Annotated in this window: 12 protein-coding genes; 1 reads left to right on the top strand and 11 read right to left on the bottom strand. The window is 40.5% G+C overall.

The window, feature by feature from the left end; all coding sequences use genetic code 11:
* Positions 1-23: 23 nt before the first annotated feature.
* The 9 genes from AC04QZ_RS16985 to AC04QZ_RS16945 form a co-directional block, all read right to left on the bottom strand.
* A complete protein-coding gene (locus AC04QZ_RS16985) occupies positions 24-1,055 on the bottom strand; it encodes a GntR family transcriptional regulator (RefSeq protein WP_478358748.1) in 1,032 nt (343 codons plus the stop codon).
* A 42-nt stretch (positions 1,056-1,097) separates the two neighbouring features.
* Positions 1,098-2,483, bottom strand: coding sequence for an FGGY-family carbohydrate kinase (locus AC04QZ_RS16980; protein WP_478358747.1), 1,386 nt, complete (start codon positions 2,481-2,483; stop codon positions 1,098-1,100).
* Between the two features lie 14 nt (positions 2,484-2,497).
* A complete protein-coding gene (locus AC04QZ_RS16975; protein WP_086545115.1) occupies positions 2,498-3,778 on the bottom strand; it encodes a sugar isomerase in 1,281 nt (426 codons plus the stop codon).
* A 227-nt stretch (positions 3,779-4,005) separates the two neighbouring features.
* Positions 4,006-6,126, bottom strand: coding sequence for a bifunctional aldolase/short-chain dehydrogenase (locus AC04QZ_RS16970; RefSeq protein ID WP_478358746.1), 2,121 nt, complete (start codon positions 6,124-6,126; stop codon positions 4,006-4,008).
* 27 nt (positions 6,127-6,153) lie between these two features.
* Complete coding sequence (gene rhaT / locus AC04QZ_RS16965; protein ID WP_086545113.1) at positions 6,154-7,248, bottom strand: L-rhamnose/proton symporter RhaT; 1,095 nt, start codon at positions 7,246-7,248, stop codon at positions 6,154-6,156.
* 736 nt (positions 7,249-7,984) lie between these two features.
* Positions 7,985-8,842 (bottom strand): alpha/beta fold hydrolase, encoded by an 858-nt coding sequence (locus AC04QZ_RS16960; protein ID WP_478358745.1) that lies wholly within the window; start codon positions 8,840-8,842, stop codon positions 7,985-7,987.
* Between the two features lie 18 nt (positions 8,843-8,860).
* Positions 8,861-9,328 carry a pyrophosphohydrolase domain-containing protein gene (locus AC04QZ_RS16955; protein WP_478358744.1) on the bottom strand — a complete coding sequence of 156 codons (468 nt, stop codon included), beginning with the start codon at positions 9,326-9,328 and terminating at the stop codon, positions 8,861-8,863.
* A gap of 465 nt (positions 9,329-9,793) precedes the next feature.
* On the bottom strand, positions 9,794-10,528 hold the full coding sequence (locus AC04QZ_RS16950; RefSeq protein WP_478358743.1) for a LytR/AlgR family response regulator transcription factor: 735 nt from the start codon (positions 10,526-10,528) through the stop codon (positions 9,794-9,796).
* A gap of 78 nt (positions 10,529-10,606) precedes the next feature.
* A complete protein-coding gene (locus AC04QZ_RS16945; RefSeq protein ID WP_478358742.1) occupies positions 10,607-11,614 on the bottom strand; it encodes a sensor histidine kinase in 1,008 nt (335 codons plus the stop codon).
* 206 nt (positions 11,615-11,820) lie between these two features.
* On the opposite strand from AC04QZ_RS16945, the gene AC04QZ_RS16940 reads away from it, so the two are divergent.
* Entirely contained in the window at positions 11,821-14,238 is a 2,418-nt protein-coding gene (locus AC04QZ_RS16940) for an outer membrane beta-barrel family protein (protein ID WP_478358741.1), read from the top strand.
* A 318-nt stretch (positions 14,239-14,556) separates the two neighbouring features.
* Here the strand turns inward: AC04QZ_RS16940 and AC04QZ_RS16935 are convergent, their stop codons facing one another.
* Positions 14,557-16,416: an alkaline phosphatase gene (locus AC04QZ_RS16935; protein ID WP_478358740.1), complete on the bottom strand. Its 1,860-nt coding sequence runs from the start codon at positions 16,414-16,416 to the stop codon at positions 14,557-14,559.
* Complete coding sequence (locus tag AC04QZ_RS16930) at positions 16,410-17,933, bottom strand: RagB/SusD family nutrient uptake outer membrane protein (protein ID WP_478358739.1); 1,524 nt, start codon at positions 17,931-17,933, stop codon at positions 16,410-16,412. Before AC04QZ_RS16930 ends, AC04QZ_RS16935 begins: the two co-directional genes overlap by 7 nt.
* Positions 17,934-17,942 lie beyond the last annotated feature (9 nt).

Below are 17,942 nucleotides of genomic sequence, written 5' to 3'. Positions count from 1 at the left end.
CGAGATGACGAACTAACAGCGTACTACAGCGATTTACGCAAATTCAAATAAAAAGGCACTGCTACCTTCTCAGTTTTTCCATTGAGAATAAACTCTGCCGCCTGGGCACCTAGTTCGCTAAAATCAGTCGAGATTGTTGTAATCCCATCCAAAATAATCCTTTTTAAAGGCGTTTCGTTATAAGAAATTACGCCAACATCTTTTCCGATTTTAAGTTTTTGGGCAATCAATCGTTCAATGAGTGTTACCAGGTCATCTTCCATCAGGTTAATGTACACCTCACCCGGATTAATTTCTTCATCTTTGATATTGTGGATTACTTTATGATCAAAAGCATATTGCTGACAGAACCGGTAAAAACCAGTGAGTATTTCGTGGGGAAAATAACTGTTTTTTGGAAAGATAATTTTCAGCGTGCGGTAATGCGAAAGTCGATCCAAAGCCTGTTCTAAAGCGGCGTAAATATCCTGCGCAAAGTTTTCGTAAGCCGCAGCATAATCGCCTGTTACCCCCGGCAGCAGTTTATCAAGGATCACCAGTTTTTCTTTGGGAATGGTATTGATAATTTCGTACGCATTTTCGCCCCCTTCCAAAAAATGTGGGATAATCACAAAGTGCGAATAATCATCACGTTTGGCCACGATCATTTTTTTAAACAGCGCAAAGTCGTTGTTGTAAATATAAAAATCAATTGCGGCACGCTCTCCTAAGGTTTTGGTGAAGGAATCGTAAATGATCTTTTTGTGTGTACTGAGCTTATTAAAAAGCAGGCAAACCTTGAGTTTGCGCGAGAAATCGGTATTGATAATAAAATAACCTTTACCCGGTACAGAATCAACTACCCCTAATTTCCGGAGGTTGCGGTAACCTTTTTCGGCGGTATCCCTCGACATTTCCAGACTGAAACTCAGCTCGTTTATCGAAGGCAACAAGCTATTTTTCAGAAGCTTACCACTTTCAATTGCAGCCAAAATGGCGTTGGTTAACTGCTTGTATTTCGGCGTCGACGAATACTCATCGACGTTGAGATAGGGGATTAAATCTTCTGGTTTCAAAATGGTTGTATTGATATAGGAAATTCTAATATACGGAAATTCCTAAAGTTCTATTGTACGTTGTATGGCAGAATAGTATTTTAACTGGATCATATCCGTTGGTGCAGGGTTTTCATTCCAGGCATCATTTATCGCCAAAGCTGTGCCTATAGCCGTAGCCTGCGAAACTGAAGAAGCATAAACTTCAATATCTGGAATAGAGGTAGCCAACAAGTGCATGTAAATTGCATTTTTGCCAAAACCGCCATCTACAAAAATCCTTTTCACGCCAGTGTTCAGGATCAGCTTTAACGAATAAATCTGCTGTTTGATCAAATCAAAAATCAATTGATGATAGGCTTCCTCTGCTGTTTGAAAGAGATTTAAATCACGCTCCGGAAAAGCAGAATTTGCTGAAAAACCCTGTTGCTCCTGCCGGTTTTCAGGAATTTTATTCGCCAGTTTCAAAATCATTGAAGGGTTAAACTTCAAATGTTTAAACAGATAGGCCGCACGATCGAAATGTTCGGCAATGCGTTTTAGCTGCACCTCGTGTTCGTAACCTGCAAAAATACGTGAAGCTTTAACCGCTTTGCCCTTAAAATGCATGTAACACAGGCAATCTTGTTTAAGTTCTTCGGCCGTTAAAGGTTCCTGGTTAAAAGGATTTAAACTAATGCACCAGGTTCCGGTTGAGATGAGTACGAATGGCGTATTAAAATTGGCTAGATAGGGAATCAATGCGGCTGAACTATCGTGCAGGCCAACACCAACTTTTACACTACTGCCTTCGAAATCAGTTTTCAGGCTGGAATCGGCAGGGGTAAATGTGCCAAATTTCTCATCGATTTTTTCGGTTTTAACCCAGTTGTGGTATTCACTTTTGTTGAAATCCCAAAGCTGGGTATGGCAACCGATACTGGTAATATCGGCAACTGCTTTACCCGTGATCAGATAACTTAAATATTGAGGCAGGTGTAAAGCCCACTTCACTTTTTTAAATATTTCTGGCTTTTCGTGCTTCAGGCGGTACAATTGCATGCCCGAATTTAAACTACCCAAAATTGGTGAGGCCGTTTCTAACGAAATCTTCTCCTCACCCCCATATTCTGCATAAAAGGCTTTTTTAAGCGCCTCAGGATATTCTTTTAAATAATTATAAAGCGGTGTAAGCGGATTGCCATTTTCATCCAGATAAACAAAACTGGCCCCATAAGTAGAAAAATTAATGGCCCTGACATCGAACTCTTTCAACTGCAAAACCTGATGCAGGGAATCGTAAACAGATGAACGCAAACTTTCGAGATTTTCGCATGGTTCGCCATCTTCATCAACTGTTTCAACAAAACGTGCAGAACGTTCATAAACGATACTGTAGTTTTCGTCAATCAGAAACAGTTTTTTATTCGTTTTCCCAACATCAAATATGGCAATAACAGGTTTTGGCATTTCTATTTCTCTATTTACAAACCTGTGGCAACAGTATTTCCGCGGTGATTAACTAATTGATTTCTAACTTCTAAACCACGATATAAGGCGATTGGTGATAAGGCTGCTCCAGCTCTTAACCTGGCTTCGGCGACTAAAGCCCTTAAATCGCTACGGAAAGTATGTTGTAAAATTTCCTGCGCTTTGGCTACATCGTTGTTATTTTGTGCTTCGTTTAATGCTTTTCTATCCACCAGTAATGCCTGTGCATAGGCGATCATAATCGCTTCTACCGATTGTAATAAATCCTCTAAAGGATCTTTCACATTGTGCGAAGCATCGATCATCCAACCTAAATCTTTTGCATGGTTCATTCCTTTTGCATCCATACCCTCTACCAGCTCGTTAAAAATCAAAAACAATTGGTAAGGTTTAATACTTCCGGCAGTTAAATCATCATCTCCGTATTTAGAATCGTTAAAGTGGAAACCACCCAATTTTCCTTCCATTAACAATAAAGCCACAATCTGCTCGATATTTGCATTAGGCAAATGGTGCCCCAAATCGACCAAAGTATAGGCTTTTTTACCCAGTTTGCTCGCGTACAACAATGATTGTCCCCAATCGCCAACCGTAGTTGAATAAAAGTTAGGTTCGAAGGCTTTGTATTCGACAAACATTTTCCAATCTTCCGGCAGGGCTGAATAAATCTCCTGAAGGCTTTCTAAAGTATTTTCGAAGGCTTTACGGAAATTAAGCTGACCAGGGAAACAAGAACCATCGGCAAGCCAAACGGTTAAGGCATCAGATCCCAGTGCGATACCATGTTTAATTACTTCGATATTGTGTTCAATCGCTTGCTTGCGGATATCTTTATTTACATTTTGTAATGAACCAAATTTATAACTGTGTGCAGCACCTTTCTGATCCTGAAAAGTATTTGAGTTCATGGCATCGAACTTTAAACCATAGCCAGCGGCCAGCGTTTTTAAAGCTTCTGCATTTTGAGGGATATCCCAGGGAATGTGAAGCGAAATGGCACCACTTGCACCATTAAGGGCATGAAGTAAACCTACATCTTCAATTTTTTCTTCAATGGTACGTGGTTCGCCGCCGGTAATGGCAAAACGGCCAAAACGTGTTCCGCCGGTACCCAATGCCCAGCTTGGAATGGCAATCTGAAAATCGACCAGTTTCTGGATTACGCTTTCCAGATCAACGTGTGCCCAATCTTCCTTTAAGAAAGAAAGTTTACGCTGATGCGAGGTTAAAAGGGAGTCGTTATGCTTTTCTATTTGGTTCTGCTCGATATTCATGAGAATATTTGGTTTTGTTAGGTTAATCATTCTGGCGACACAATCGCCATTCACTTCCACCCTCTTCACAAAGAGGATGATTATTTTTTTTAAAAGTTATTCCCAGCCTGCAGGGACACAAGCCTAGGGAATAACGCACTAAAACTATTTTTAATCTCCGTGGTCTGTGTCTTCACAGCGTACCAATCTTCATATCGCTCTGTTCGGACACCGGCCACGGATTTATATTATCTTACAAATGCCATGGCTACACCGCCATCAACATTTAAGACATTTCCGGTTGATTTGTGCAGCAAGCCACCAACAAAGGCGAAACAGGCATTGGCAATATCATCCGGTAATATAATCTGATTTAACAAAGTACGTTTTGCATAATAAGCCGGTAGCTCTGCAACGGTAATGCCATAGGCTTTTGCACGTCCTTCGGCCCAACCGCCAGCCCAGATATTGCTATCGCTGATCACCGCGTCCGGGTTAACCACATTTACGCGGATATTATCGGCACCCAATTCGGCAGCGTTTAACCTGCTTAAATGTAACTGAGCTGCTTTTGCACTGCCATAACCAGCATTATTTGGTCCGCTTACCAAAGCGTTCTTGCTTACAATATTAATGATATCGCCTCCAATATCCTGCTTTTGCATCGTATTTGTTGCAGCCTGGGTAATAAAGAACTGGCCTTTTACCAAAACATCATATAACAAATCCCAATCCTTTTCAGTATGATCGGCAATGGTTTTAGAAATCGATAGGCCGGCATTGTTTACAATAATATCTACCCCGCCAAAAGCCAGAGCAGCCGAATCGAAAGCTTGTTTAATATCTTCTTCGCTGGTTACATTTAAAACTGCCGTGCTATAAGAATCCTTACCAAACAGGCCTGCGAATTCTTTAGCTGCTTCATCTAAACGCTCGGCATTCATATCGTTTAAGATGACTACCCCGCCCTCAGCCACAAACTTTTTAGCAATCGCTTTACCAATTCCACCAGCACTGCCCGTAATCAAGGCAATTTTACCGGTTAAAGGTTTTGGCTTAGGCATACGCTGTAATTTTGCTTCTTCCAACAACCAATATTCGATATTAAAAGCTTCCTGATGTGGCAATGAAGTATATGCTGAAACCGCCTCAGCACCTTTCATCACATTAATGGCATTGATATAGAATTCTGCCGCAACCCTGGCCGTTTGTTTATCTTTAGAGAAAGTAAACATTCCTATTCCGGGATACAAAATAACAACCGGGTTGGTATCGCGAATGGCCGGACTGTTTGGATGTTTACAGGCTTCATAATAAGCGGTATACATTGCCCTGTACGCTTCGAAAGCAGGCTCCAATGTTTCTTTTAGCGCTTTAACATCCGATAAATCGGCATTGCTGGCTAAAGTTAAAACCAGCGGACTGATTTTAGTTCTTAAAAAGTGATCGGGACAACTGGTCCCCATTGGGGCCAGGCGATCCAAATCATTAGAATTGATGAATTCCAGCACACGCGCATCATCAGTAAAATGACCGATCATGTGTTGTTTAGAAGAACACAAGCCACGCAAAACAGGCGCTAAAGCAGCCGCTTGTTGTTTACGTTGATCTGCTGCTGCACTTTCAATCTTTTGTCCACCAAAAACAGGACCTTTTTTGCCATAATTCTGGTTGAGGTAATCCGAACAAATTTCGATTACTTCTAAGGTATTCAGGTAACTTTCGTAGGCCGTATCTCCCCAGGTAAACAAACCGTGTGAACCTAACATAATACCACGGATACCTGGATTTTCATCCAAACATTGCTTTAACTGCAAGCCCAGCTCGAAACCTGGTTTTTTCCATTCTACCCAGCCAATTGTGCCGCCAAATAATTCTTCCGTAATTTTTTTACCGTCTTTAGCCGCAGCGATGGCAATGGCTGCATCCGGATGCAAGTGATCAATATGTGCAAACGGTAAAAAACCATGTAAAGGCGTATCGATTGATGGTGCTTTAGAGCTCAAATCGAAAATGCAGTGGTTAAATAATTCAACCATTTGATCCTCATGCTCTACCCCACGGTAAATATTTTTCAAACTACGTAAACGATCAACATATAATGCTGCAAGGCCGCTTTTCTTTAAAGTACCTAAATCGCCACCTGAGCCCTTTACCCACATGACTTCGGTTTCTAAACCGGTAAGGGGATCTTTTTCCAATACTTTACACGAGGTATTTCCACCTCCATAATTGGTTAAGCGTAAATCTGCACCCAATAAATTAGAGCGATAAATCAAAAGGGCAACTTCATCTCCAGCCAGTTTTGCGGCTTCCTCTTCATCCCACAGATAGCTTACGTGCTTATAACTTTTCGTATCGATTGACATTCTTATATTCTATTTAAATTTTTATTATTATCCTTTTATTCTATTACCATACCCCACAATGAGTACCGAAATGATGATGGTTAAAATACCCGCCAACACAGTAATCAAAGTTTTTCTGGATACCCCTTTCCACTCTTTTAATACCAGTCCCCATACGTTGGCAATGAGGATGATAAAGGCCATGTGCAGAATCCACGAACTGGCGCCATTACCCATTTTACTTTCCCCCATACCATAAAAAAAGAACTGTAAGAACCAGGTGGTACCTGCCAGTGCAGAAAAAATATAGTTTTTTAATAGCGGTTTTGCCGCGTTTGTATAATCACCAAATGTTTTGTTTCTTGCATTTAATACCATACACCAGATAAAGTTGGTGGTTAAACCTCCCCAAAGCACAATTACATAAGTAACGTTGTTCTGGAACAAGAAATTACCCGGTTCAGCTGGATTTGCTGCTTTCCAGATCGCGTTAGCCGCATCGGCCATTGGTTTCCCGGCTTCGATGCCAAAGTTGAAACAGGCACTTAAAACACCCGATACAATACCCACGAATAAACCGAGTCCAAACTTATATTCTGTTTTTACCTCCATGCCATGCGGATCGGTAATACCGGTTTTCATCTCTTTCTCTTTCATCATACCTGCCTTACCGCAGATGATAATACCCACAACGCAGACTAAAAGCCCCAGCAATACCATGCGGCCCCAATCGGTATGTAGAAACATGGTAAAAGTATCTTTACCTGCCTGAGGGAAAAAATCGAAGTAAATAGATGGCAGGATGGAACCCAAAACCATACAAAGTCCTAAAATGATACTACTCCCTAACGATACGCCCAGATAACGAACGCCCAATCCATAGGTTAAACCGCCAATACCCCAAAGCACCCCAAAAAAATAGGTTAGCCATAAAATGCTACCGTTGGTACTGGTGATAATTGCCGTAAAATTTGGGATGGTTAAAAAAGCAGCAAGTGGCGGAACGATTAACCAGGAGAAGATTCCCCCAACAATCCAGTAACTTTCCCAGGCCCAGCCTTTAACTTTTTTGTAAGGAATATAAAAACTTCCGGAGGCAAACCCGCCGAAGAAATGAAAAATTACGCCTAAAATTGCTTGCATGCTCTATTAATAATATTTGGTTGCTCTAAAATAGAATATACGGTAATTTTAACTGTTATGCACTGTTATGGATGAGAAATAATATGAGTGATGGAAGATGTAAGATGTATAATGGAAGATGGAATTGGTAAGTCGGGAGACCGGGGACGGAGGTCAGAAGCTATATTGTGTAAAAAAGCATGAGCGTACTTTAATAATTAAGTTGAGGTTATTATCCTAAAAATAATTTCTCGTCAGGTATTTAGTTTAATCCTTCGACAGGCTCAGGATGACAATTTATTAATGGAAGATGGAATTGGTAATCCGGGAGACGGAGATTAGAAGTTATCAGGTATAAAAACAGATATCCGTTCTTTTCCGTGGTTTTAGATGTTACCATCTGACACTTATTAAGCTCTTAAAGTTCTAATTATCTCGTTCAGGTTATCCAGTATCAGTCTTTTTTTTAGGAAAAGAAAGGGCAGCATTTCATAGGTGCTGTAGTCCCGCCATTCGCTTTATCCCGATTGAAAATAATCGGGATGCCCGCTACTGTCGGGTTTAGTTAACAAAAGCCTGTTCCCTGTACCAGCCTGGATTAAATAAACCCGATTGCGATGCTGAAACAAGTTCAGCATAACGATCGCCTTAGACAAAGGAACTAAAAACAAATGTAAATTAACAGAGATGTGTCTACACGATAAGAAAAGTCGGGGCAGGCTGTCATTCTGATGCAAAATGTACCACGTGGTACGATTTATAACATTGAAAGTGCAGAAATTCTATCCACAATATCTTCAATTACCTCTGCCGATCTGAGGATTTTATAATGTCCCACATCGTCGAAAGATTTTGCCTGGATTACAGGATATTTATCCATGAATTCTTTTAGAAATGCATAGGGAGAAATGTGATCAGCCGGATCGAACGCCAGGAAATGATCAATTGCTGGGTTTAACTGATATAATTCAGTCAGGTTGAAGTGGCTTGCAGCAACGGGGAACTCTTTGGCAAAGTTGCTAAAAAAGATATCCTGATCCATTAAGCCGATGTTGACCGAATCGAGACTCTGCTCGAAGTTTTCTTTCAGTCTGATTAAGGGCGCGATGCTAATGAGCAGATCTGGACTATAGTCGAGTTCTTGTAAAGCAATTACATTAGCCATACCGCCAAGGGAATGCCCAATCAGCACGTCGGGCTGCGCATAATTTAAGGCAATAGATTTTACCGAATCGGCATATAACATCAGGTTGGAGAATTCGGAGATCGAACTTCCGTTACCGGGTGCATCAAAAGCTATAATTTCCAGGTCATCTACTTTCAGGAGTTCAGTAATCAGCTCATAAAAGTCTAAAGCTTTTGAGGCCCAGCCGTGCGTAAGTAATACTTTACGTTTTCCGTTTCCCCAGCTAAAGCAGTTAATGGTTACTTCGGCATCGGTAAAAAAGGTATCAAAAACCTCAAGACTAAATTGTTTTGATGCTGCTATCAACTGTTCCTGATGCAGGCGTAAAGGCATTTTGGGTGAGTAAAAAATAAACTCACGCATTAAAGCTGCATCAGGTGCTGCCTGTGTTAATTTAAGCTCGCTTACAATCTGTTTTAGCCTTTTCAATTCGAGCTTATTTAGGAGTTAAACCAAATGTGATTTTAAATCAGCTGGCGAATAGTTGATCGACTTTAAAGTCTTATCGTCAGATTTCCGGAACACCAAAAACAGTCCGTCGATTTCTTTGTAATAAGATTCGGTCTGGTCTTTATCTAAGTAAAACTGAATGGTTTGTTCTGCTTCTTCTATGGTTTTGCAGGCTTTGCTCATATTAGAGCGGTGAACTTCATCAAATAAAGTCTTAAATTTTCCACCTAAGCCAAACTCATGGATGGCACCGGCCAAAACATACTGCAAATCGCAAAGCGCATCGGCTACTTCTACCAGATCATCATTTTCTACGGCTTCCTGTAATTCTTTCAGTTCTTCAGCTAAAAGCGAAATACGCAAATTGGCCCTCTGTTTTGAAGGAATAACCGGACTTTCTAAAATAGGATGTTTAAAGGTGGTGTGAAATTCTGCAACCTGGTTTAGCGAATTCGTTTCTTGCATGATGATGTTGGTTTAATCTTTATGCAGCAAACTTAAAAAAAACGGGATAAATAATTCGGAGAATTTATGCACACTGTAAGGGTAATCGGTTAACTGTATAAATTGTTGAATTGCTTTATTGTTGAATTGTTAAAAACCAGTCGATATGGTTAACCGATGAGAAACACCAAGAATTTAACAATCAAACCATTAACAAATTAATCAACCCCGCATTAATACTCTTAACTGCTTAATGGTTAAAGAAAATATGCAGTAAGATTTTCACCATTAAGAAATTAAGCACAATTAGAAAATGATTTAACAATCAAACCATTAACAAATTAATCAACCCCGCCTTAATACTCTTAACTGCTTAATGGTTAAAGAAAATATGCAGTAAGATTTTCACCATTAAAGAATTAAGCACATTTAGAAAATGATCAAATAAAGATGAATCCCAACAATTTAGCAATCACTCTTCAACCATTAACCGTTCTTCTTCCCTTCCCTCACCACTTTAAAAAAGTCTTCTTTATAGGTTTCACCAATTGGAATTGCCTGATCGTTAATATAAACGGTATTCCCATCTATCATTTTAATTTTTTCGATCGAGATGATATACGATTTATGAATGCGGTAAAAAGGTGGCTGAGGCAGTTCGGTTTCCAATTCGCGCAGTGCCTGGTAGGTCACAATCCTTTGGGTAGCGGTATAAACCGAAACATAGTTTTTCAATCCTTCTATGTAGAGAATATCTTCGTAATTAACCTTGATAAACTTGTTCTTAGTATCGCCTTTGATGAAAATAAAATCATTTCCCTGCGTTACCTGCTGCACCACAATTTCTTTCTGAACAGGTGCCACAGGCATTAAAATCTGCTGCGCTTTAGTAGCTGCCTTGTAAAAACGCTCGTATGAGATGGGTTTAAGCAGATAATCTACCACATCAAGATCGAAACCTTCCAGGGCGTATTCGGGATAAGCGGTAGTCAGGATTACCTTGCATTTACCACCACAGATTTTCAAAAACTGAATGCCGGTTAGTTCTGGCATCTGTATATCTAAAAAAACAAGATCAACTTTACCTTCCTGCACCAGGTTAAGTGCTTCAAAAGCATTGGTAGTGGTTCCAACCAATTCTAAAAAGGGGGTTTTATTGATGAAAGCAGCAATAATATCTGAGGCGTAAGATTCATCATCAACAGCAAGGCAACGGATCATAATGGGCGGTTAGGGGTTGGCGGTTAGGGTTTGGCGGTTAGCGATTCGGGTAATAATTCCAATGATACAAATTATCCATTACAGATTTAAAATTAACGTGCTTTTATAGGTATTTCCATTATTCGAAATCAACAATTCATGTTTTTCGGGATAAATCAAATCCAACCTGCGGTGGATATTCACCATACCGACGCCACTCGAATGATCTTTCTGGGCATGACTGATCTTATTGCTTACCTCAAAACTTAAACGTTTGTTTTGCACCTTAAGTTTAATGCGTACAGGCTGTGCCTCGTCATTTACCACCCCATGTTTAAAAGCATTTTCGACAAAAGGAATCAATACCAGGGAAGCAATTTTTTGACCGGCAATGCCTTCGGTTGTAAAATCGACATAAAATTTCGGTTCAAAGCGCATCTTAAATAATGCCACATAACTCTCCAGGTATTCTACTTCCTTGTCTAAACTTACTTTACCGTCAGGACTATCGTTTAGGGTATAGCGCATCAAATCAGACAAGCGTAAAATCGCATTGGCCAGTTGATCAGAAACTGGAATCGCCAAAGAGTAAACATAATTTAAGGTATTATATAAAAAGTGTGGATTGATCTGCGATTTCAAAAACGAAAGCTCGGCTTTCACCACTTCTTCTTTAAGTTTTCGGTTAACCTGTTCCGATTTAAAGCTCTGCTCGATACCATAAACCGCAGCAGGCACCACAATAAAGGCAATACTCCAGTAAATGTTATCCGATATATAAGCCCAAGCCGTTACGCCATCATTATAATTATGAAAACCAAGCCATTTTAGATAAAGAACCTCTTCTATTAAATAACGAAGTGAGATAAAAACTGCTATAGTAAACAAAATGCCTGCAATTAACTGTGGCAATTTATTTCTTTTCAAAAATCGCGGATACACCCATACATAGCAGATGTAGAACTCTATCAATTGTATAAAATTCATAGAGATACTCAAAGCAGCCTTAGTAAAAGTTGTGCCATCAATTAAATAGCCTCCATAAAAATAACCTAAAACAAGTACCCAGCAAAGAATATGGATAGAAACGATTTTTATTGTTTTCATAGCCTAAAACTATACAAAGCTTTTTTAACTGCCTATTTTCTTATTCCAAACCTTCAAAAAATTATCCCAACCTGTACATTTTAAGGATCAACACCATTTATTATCCGAAAATGGATTGGGATAATATTTCAGGGGTTTGGGATTATATAATTTTTAGGCTGATGCAACCTCTACATCTTTGAATCGTCAATTATAAAACAAACAAGATGATGAACCTTTTATTTAAATCTGCGCTTTTCGCTTTGCTTATTTTTAGCTTTAAATCTGCTTATACTCAAACCATTAAGGTATCGGGAACCATTACCGATAAAAGCAATAAAGCACTTGATTATGCTTCGGTCGCATTAATTCACTTACCCGATTCGGCCTCAGTTGCATTACAGGCCACCAATCAACAGGGAATTTACGAATTCACCAATGTTAAATCTGGCCGCTATCTGATTAAAGCATTGATGATGGGCTACCAGAAAAACCAATCTTCAGCTTTTGAAGTGAAAGATGTGGCCATTAAAGTTCCTTCAATTATATTAACCGACCGTTCCAATAACCTGAAAGAAGTAAACATTGTATCGAAAATGCCGGTAATTGATCAAAAAGCAGACCGGGTAATTGTAAATGTAGAACAGATGAATACCGCCGGCGATAATGCACTGGAGGTCATCAGCAGGTCTCCGGGGGTAAAACTGGATAAAGACGATAACATTGTGCTGAAAGGCAAAAAAGGAATCAATGTAATGATTGATGGCAAGATGAGTTATATGACGGGGATGGAATTAACCACTTACCTCAAATCGTTGCCCGGCTCAGTATTGAGTAAAATTGAGCTGATTTCTAATCCGCCATCTTCTTTCGATGCTGCTGGTACAGCAGGGATCATCAACATTAAGCTAAAAAGAAACAAAATGCAGGGCTTTAACGGAAACATGAACCTTGGCGGTGGTTATGGCCGTTATGAAAAAGTTTACGCCGGCACCAACCTGAATTATAACATCGGTAAAGTGAGCACCTATGTACGCTTAAATGCCGGGCACTATAACTCATACAACAGGCTGACTTTAAACCGGACCATTGGCGATGAACAATATAACCAGCTTAATTTCTGGCATCCGGTAACCAGGAGTTTAAATTACTCTACGGGCGCCGATTATTTTATGAATGAAAAACATACTTTAGGTATAATGGTAAAAGGCTTTACTGCACCCGCAGAAACCAAAGTAAACAGTAACTCAGTAAACTATAGCGCAACAGGAGCAAAAATGGGCGGCACATCGATGTTCAATCCACAAAGCAATACCGAAAAAAACCATGCGCTAAACTTAAACTACCGTTTTAAAACCGATACATTGGGTGGCGAACTGGGTTTTGATGCGGATTATGTTCAATACGGTAACAGCAAAAATGAAACCTTTACCAACAACTACCTCGATGCAAATGACCAGCTGATTGGCAATCCGATCGACCTGCGCAATGCGGGCATGGGCAACGTTTCTATCTATTCAATCAAGGCCGATTATAGCTTAAATTTTTCAAAAACATTAAAAATGGAAACCGGCTGGAAGAGTAGCTGGGTAAAATCGCAGAGCGATGTGCGTTTCGACTCGCTAAAAACCGTCGGCTGGATTAACGATCCGCGCAGAACCAACGCCTTTTTATACAATGAAAACATTAATGCCGCTTATCTTTCCCTTGATCAAAGCTTTAAAAATATACAGATCAAAGCAGGTTTACGGGCAGAACAGACCCTGGGCGATGGCCGTTCATCAGGAACCAATACGTTGATAGACAGAAAATACTGGAAGCTTTTTCCAACACTTTTTGTTTCTTTCAAAATCGATTCGAACAATCTCGTTACCGCTGCTTACCGCAAAAGCATCAACAGGCCTTCATACAGCAGTTTAAATCCCTTTACCTTTTATACCGATCCCTATACTGCCATACAGGGAAATCCATTATTACAACCATCCTATGCCAATAGTCTTGAATTTAATTACTCGATTAAAAACTTCAGGGTACTCACATTGAGTTATTCGGTTAGTGACGGATCGATATCGGAAGTGGTTTACCAGAACAATAGCACCAAAGAAAGTATCTCCAGGTCAGAAAACCTGAACCGCACCACCAATTTTTATATGGCTACCGGGAGCCCTTTCGACATCACCAAATGGTGGAACAACAATACCGAAGTTTCAGCCGGATTTAACCGAACCGAATCGGATGTGCAGGGCAATGGTTACAACGCTTTCTCTTGGAACTGGTCGGTAATGATGGATAATACCTTCACCCTGCCTAAAAACTACAGCATAACTACCTATGCTTACTACGATTCTCCATCCGTTTCGGGCCTGTTCCACAGTTTGGAGAGTTATCAGTTAAATATCGGTGTTAAAAAATCATTCTGGAACAAAAACGCCACACTGGCTTTAAAAGTAAACGATATTTTTAATACGAATAAATTCAGGGCCAATCTGGAATACAATAACATTAAAACCTATTGGCAAAACGAATGGGAAAGCCGTAGGGTAAATTTAAGTTTCACCTACAAATTCGGGAACATGAAAATTAAAACTGCCCGCAGCAGAAACACCGGAACAGCTGATGAAGAAAACAGGGTTGGGAAGAATTAAATAATAAAATATTATATGCAAATATGATACTGTCGGACTGAGCCTATCGAAGACCTTTATAGTCGAAAACAAATAATGTTTGTCCTTCGACAGGCCCGGGATGACAGCTTCAATAAAAAACGTCGTCATCTCGACTGAAGCGCAGTGGAATGGAGAGATCTATATAGATTCCTCGACTTCGCTCGAAATGACGACTACTTGATGAGGGTATCTACGAATTAAAGTTTAATCTTCACAAAATACAAACGATGACAGCATCTTTGAGCTTGCTGCTAAACAAGGTCTTTGTCAGGATTTATTTGATCCTTTAATTGACTATCATTTTGCTAAGCGGTAAGCCTGGATGATTTTATGAAAAATCTGATTGTTGGGGTACACACCCATAAAAGCATCCGAGCCTGGGCCATAAGCAAATACAGGTACCATAATATTGGTATGATCATCTGTACTGAAATGACCACGAACTGCTCCTTTTCTATAAGAGGCATCCAGGAGCGACAGTCCACCGGTTTCATGATCGGCAGTTACCACAACTAATGTTTCGCCATCCTGATCGGCAAACTTTAAGGCTTCGCCAACCAAACGGTCGAAATCCTGCTGTTCGGTTACTGCAAAAGGCAGATCGTTGGCATGCCCGCCATGATCAATCTGTGCGCCTTCAGCCATCATGAAAAATCCTTTTTTATTTTTCGAAAGCAATTCAATTGTTTTTAAGAACGAAGTCTTCAACATCTCCCTCCTGCCTTCCAGTATTTTCCGCGTAGCCGAATCGTCTAAAAGTACCACTTGCTTATCCGCATTTGATGCAACAAAGCTTTTTAAGTTTTGCTGAAAAACATAACCTTTAGCCAAAATTTTGTCCATTAGCTTTTGATCTGGATTTTCGGTAAAACTTTTACGTTTAGATCCTACCAGAACATCAACATGGCCATTCAGAAAATCGGCTGCAATTTCGTGGGTCATGGTACGCTCAACCTGATGGGCGTAAAATGCTGCAGGTGTAGCATCGGTAATATCTCCACTGCTGATGATTCCGCTTTTAATGCCATAAGTTGCTAAAATATCTGGAATAGCCGCCAGTAATTTACCGGTAGAATCGACACTGATATAGCGGTTATTGGTTTTATGTCCCGTAGCCATGGCCGTTGCACCAGCAGCAGAATCAGTAAAATCTGAGTTGGAAGCCTCTGTACGTGAAAAACCGATATGCCTGATCTGAATCATATTGGATTGACCAAAATTGGCGCTCAAGCCGGCCTGTATCTGGGCCAGCCCCATGCCATCGCCAATTAAAAGGATAACATTTTTAACTTTTGTTTTTAGTGCATCGCTTTTATAGGTTGGCTGGTAAGGTGTATAACCTTTATCATTTATGTACTCCAGTTTGGCCCTGTTCTGATAAAAATCTTTCAACAATGCCGGATGATCCGTGCCAATCCAATCAACACCCATGTGCTCCAGTTCTTTCCAGCTGTTCGGACTATCTTTGGTTGCCCAAAAGCGGAAAGATTTACCCTGGGCATGTACCTTGGCAATTACGGCTTTCATCTTCTCCAGGTCGGTTGGCGTTGGTGTTCCTTTTCCATTCCATACCGAGTAATGCGAAATATCATCACTGATCATACCGATGTGTTGCAGTTGATCGCTGGTATAGTTATTTCCCGGACGGCCATCAAAACTGATGATTGATGGATAATCTGCAAACTTTTCGGCTGGCGGAACATCTCCGCTCAATACAATTTTAATTGCTGATGGATTGACCTGTTGATCGAAAACAGGCTCCAAACCTTTCAGGTCAGTCAATAATTTTGCAATTACATGCTGGTAATCTGCTTTGATATCGATTACCAGTTGCAGTTTTTGTTTTGGATCGGGATAAGGATGGTTTGCATTTTCCTTAAAAAAGGCCACGAGTGGATCGATGTATAGCTTCTTTAAGGTTTTACCGGACTTAATTTCGCTGCTTTCATGAGCAACGAACAACTCCCCATCGCGGTAAAAAACATCTGCTTCTATAGCGCCCATTCCGGCATAATACGCTGTTAGAAGAGGGATGTCCTGTTTGTAATCGTTATGGCTATGCCCGCGATTGGGGTTCATTTTAATTTGCGCAGATGCGCTCTGCAGCGCCAGTAACATCACCAGCGCTGCAAAGTTTATCCATATTTTATTTACCATCCTGCGTTTTGTTTAATTATGCCTGCACTGTTATCAATTTCTCTTTGTGGTACTGCCCATACATCATGTACCTGCGGATTGAAGGTTCTGGCTGGCCAGATCACACTCCCATCAAAATCATGCAAAGGTTTTGCATAAGCTGCCTGCGCATCGCCCCACCTTACCAAATCTCTATGGCGGTCGGCCCATTCTCCCGCAAGTTCGTTGCGGCGCTCACGTTTAAGGTCATCTATTGTCATTCCGGTTTTAGTACCCAATCCCGCACGAAGCCTGATTTTGTTTAGTTCGGTATCGCCTGCACCAGCTCCACTTAAGTTGATGGCCGCTTCTGCTTTGATTAACAATACTTCTGCATAACGCATTAAAGGCACATTTAAATCGGTAGTACCATTATCTCCGTTCGGATTAACATGTGTTGGGATGGGGTTGGCGTAAGAAAATGGCTCCATATATTTTTTAAACTGGAAATTTGAAGTGGCTCCGGCATCTTTGGTAAAACTGCGTTCGGCACCAAAGAATATAAATTTATCGCCAGGTTTTAAAATAGTGGCTTCACGGCGCTGATCTCCCGTTTCATATGAATCGTAAAGCTCTTTGGTTGGCAGGTAATAACCCCAGCCATTGTAAATTCCCCAAGCTTTATTGGTTAACATTACCCCCGGAAGTTTGCTCCCCCAGCCGGTACCGCCACCGCTTGGTGTACACACTACCGACCAGATATATTCTTTAGACCAGTTGTTTGATGCTTTAAATACATCTGCAAAACCTGTATTCACCAAATCATGCTGACCTGAGGTAATAACCATATCAGCATATTTTGCGGCATTAGCATAATCCTTTTTATACAGGTATACTTTAGACAGGTAGGCCCATGCGGCGGTTTTATGTGCTTTGCCATAATCAGCAGGTTTCATTGCCGAAAACAATGGAAGGTTATCAGCCGCCTTTAACAAAAGTGAAATGATATAGTCGTAATTTTCGTTTACATTTTTTGCGCGTGCAATAGGCAATGACGGATCGCTTTCTGGCTTAACAATCGGAACTCCTGCTTTATCGTTTCCATAGTTGGCAGCCAACTGGAAATAAACTAAACCAGCATTAAAATAAGCATCACCGATGATCTGTTTTTTCAAAGCTTCGTCCATGGAGATGGCCGGCACATTGATGATGATATCGTTCGCGCGTTTAATGATAGCATAACGCATACTCCACTGGGTTTCGGTATAACCTCCACCCACATAAGTACGGTTAAAGTTTTTAATGTTATCGGCCTCTGGTTTGTTACGCCCTGTAACCATATCATCGCTGGCATTGATAAACCAGAACATTCCACGGCCGTAAAAGTCTTCAGCATTGTAATTTTCGTACATGCCCGCTTCTGCTTTTATTGCGTCCTCTTTAGTTTTCCAGAAATTTTGTGCCGATGGAGATCCTTCGGGTACGATATCAAGCTCTTTTGTACAAGAAGAGAAAAAAGCAAGGGCGGCAAATGCCATATATTTTAAATTCGTTTTCATTGTTATAAT

Source organism: Pedobacter folensis (assembly GCF_056490665.1).
This window is presented reverse-complemented; position numbering and strand designations above follow the sequence as displayed.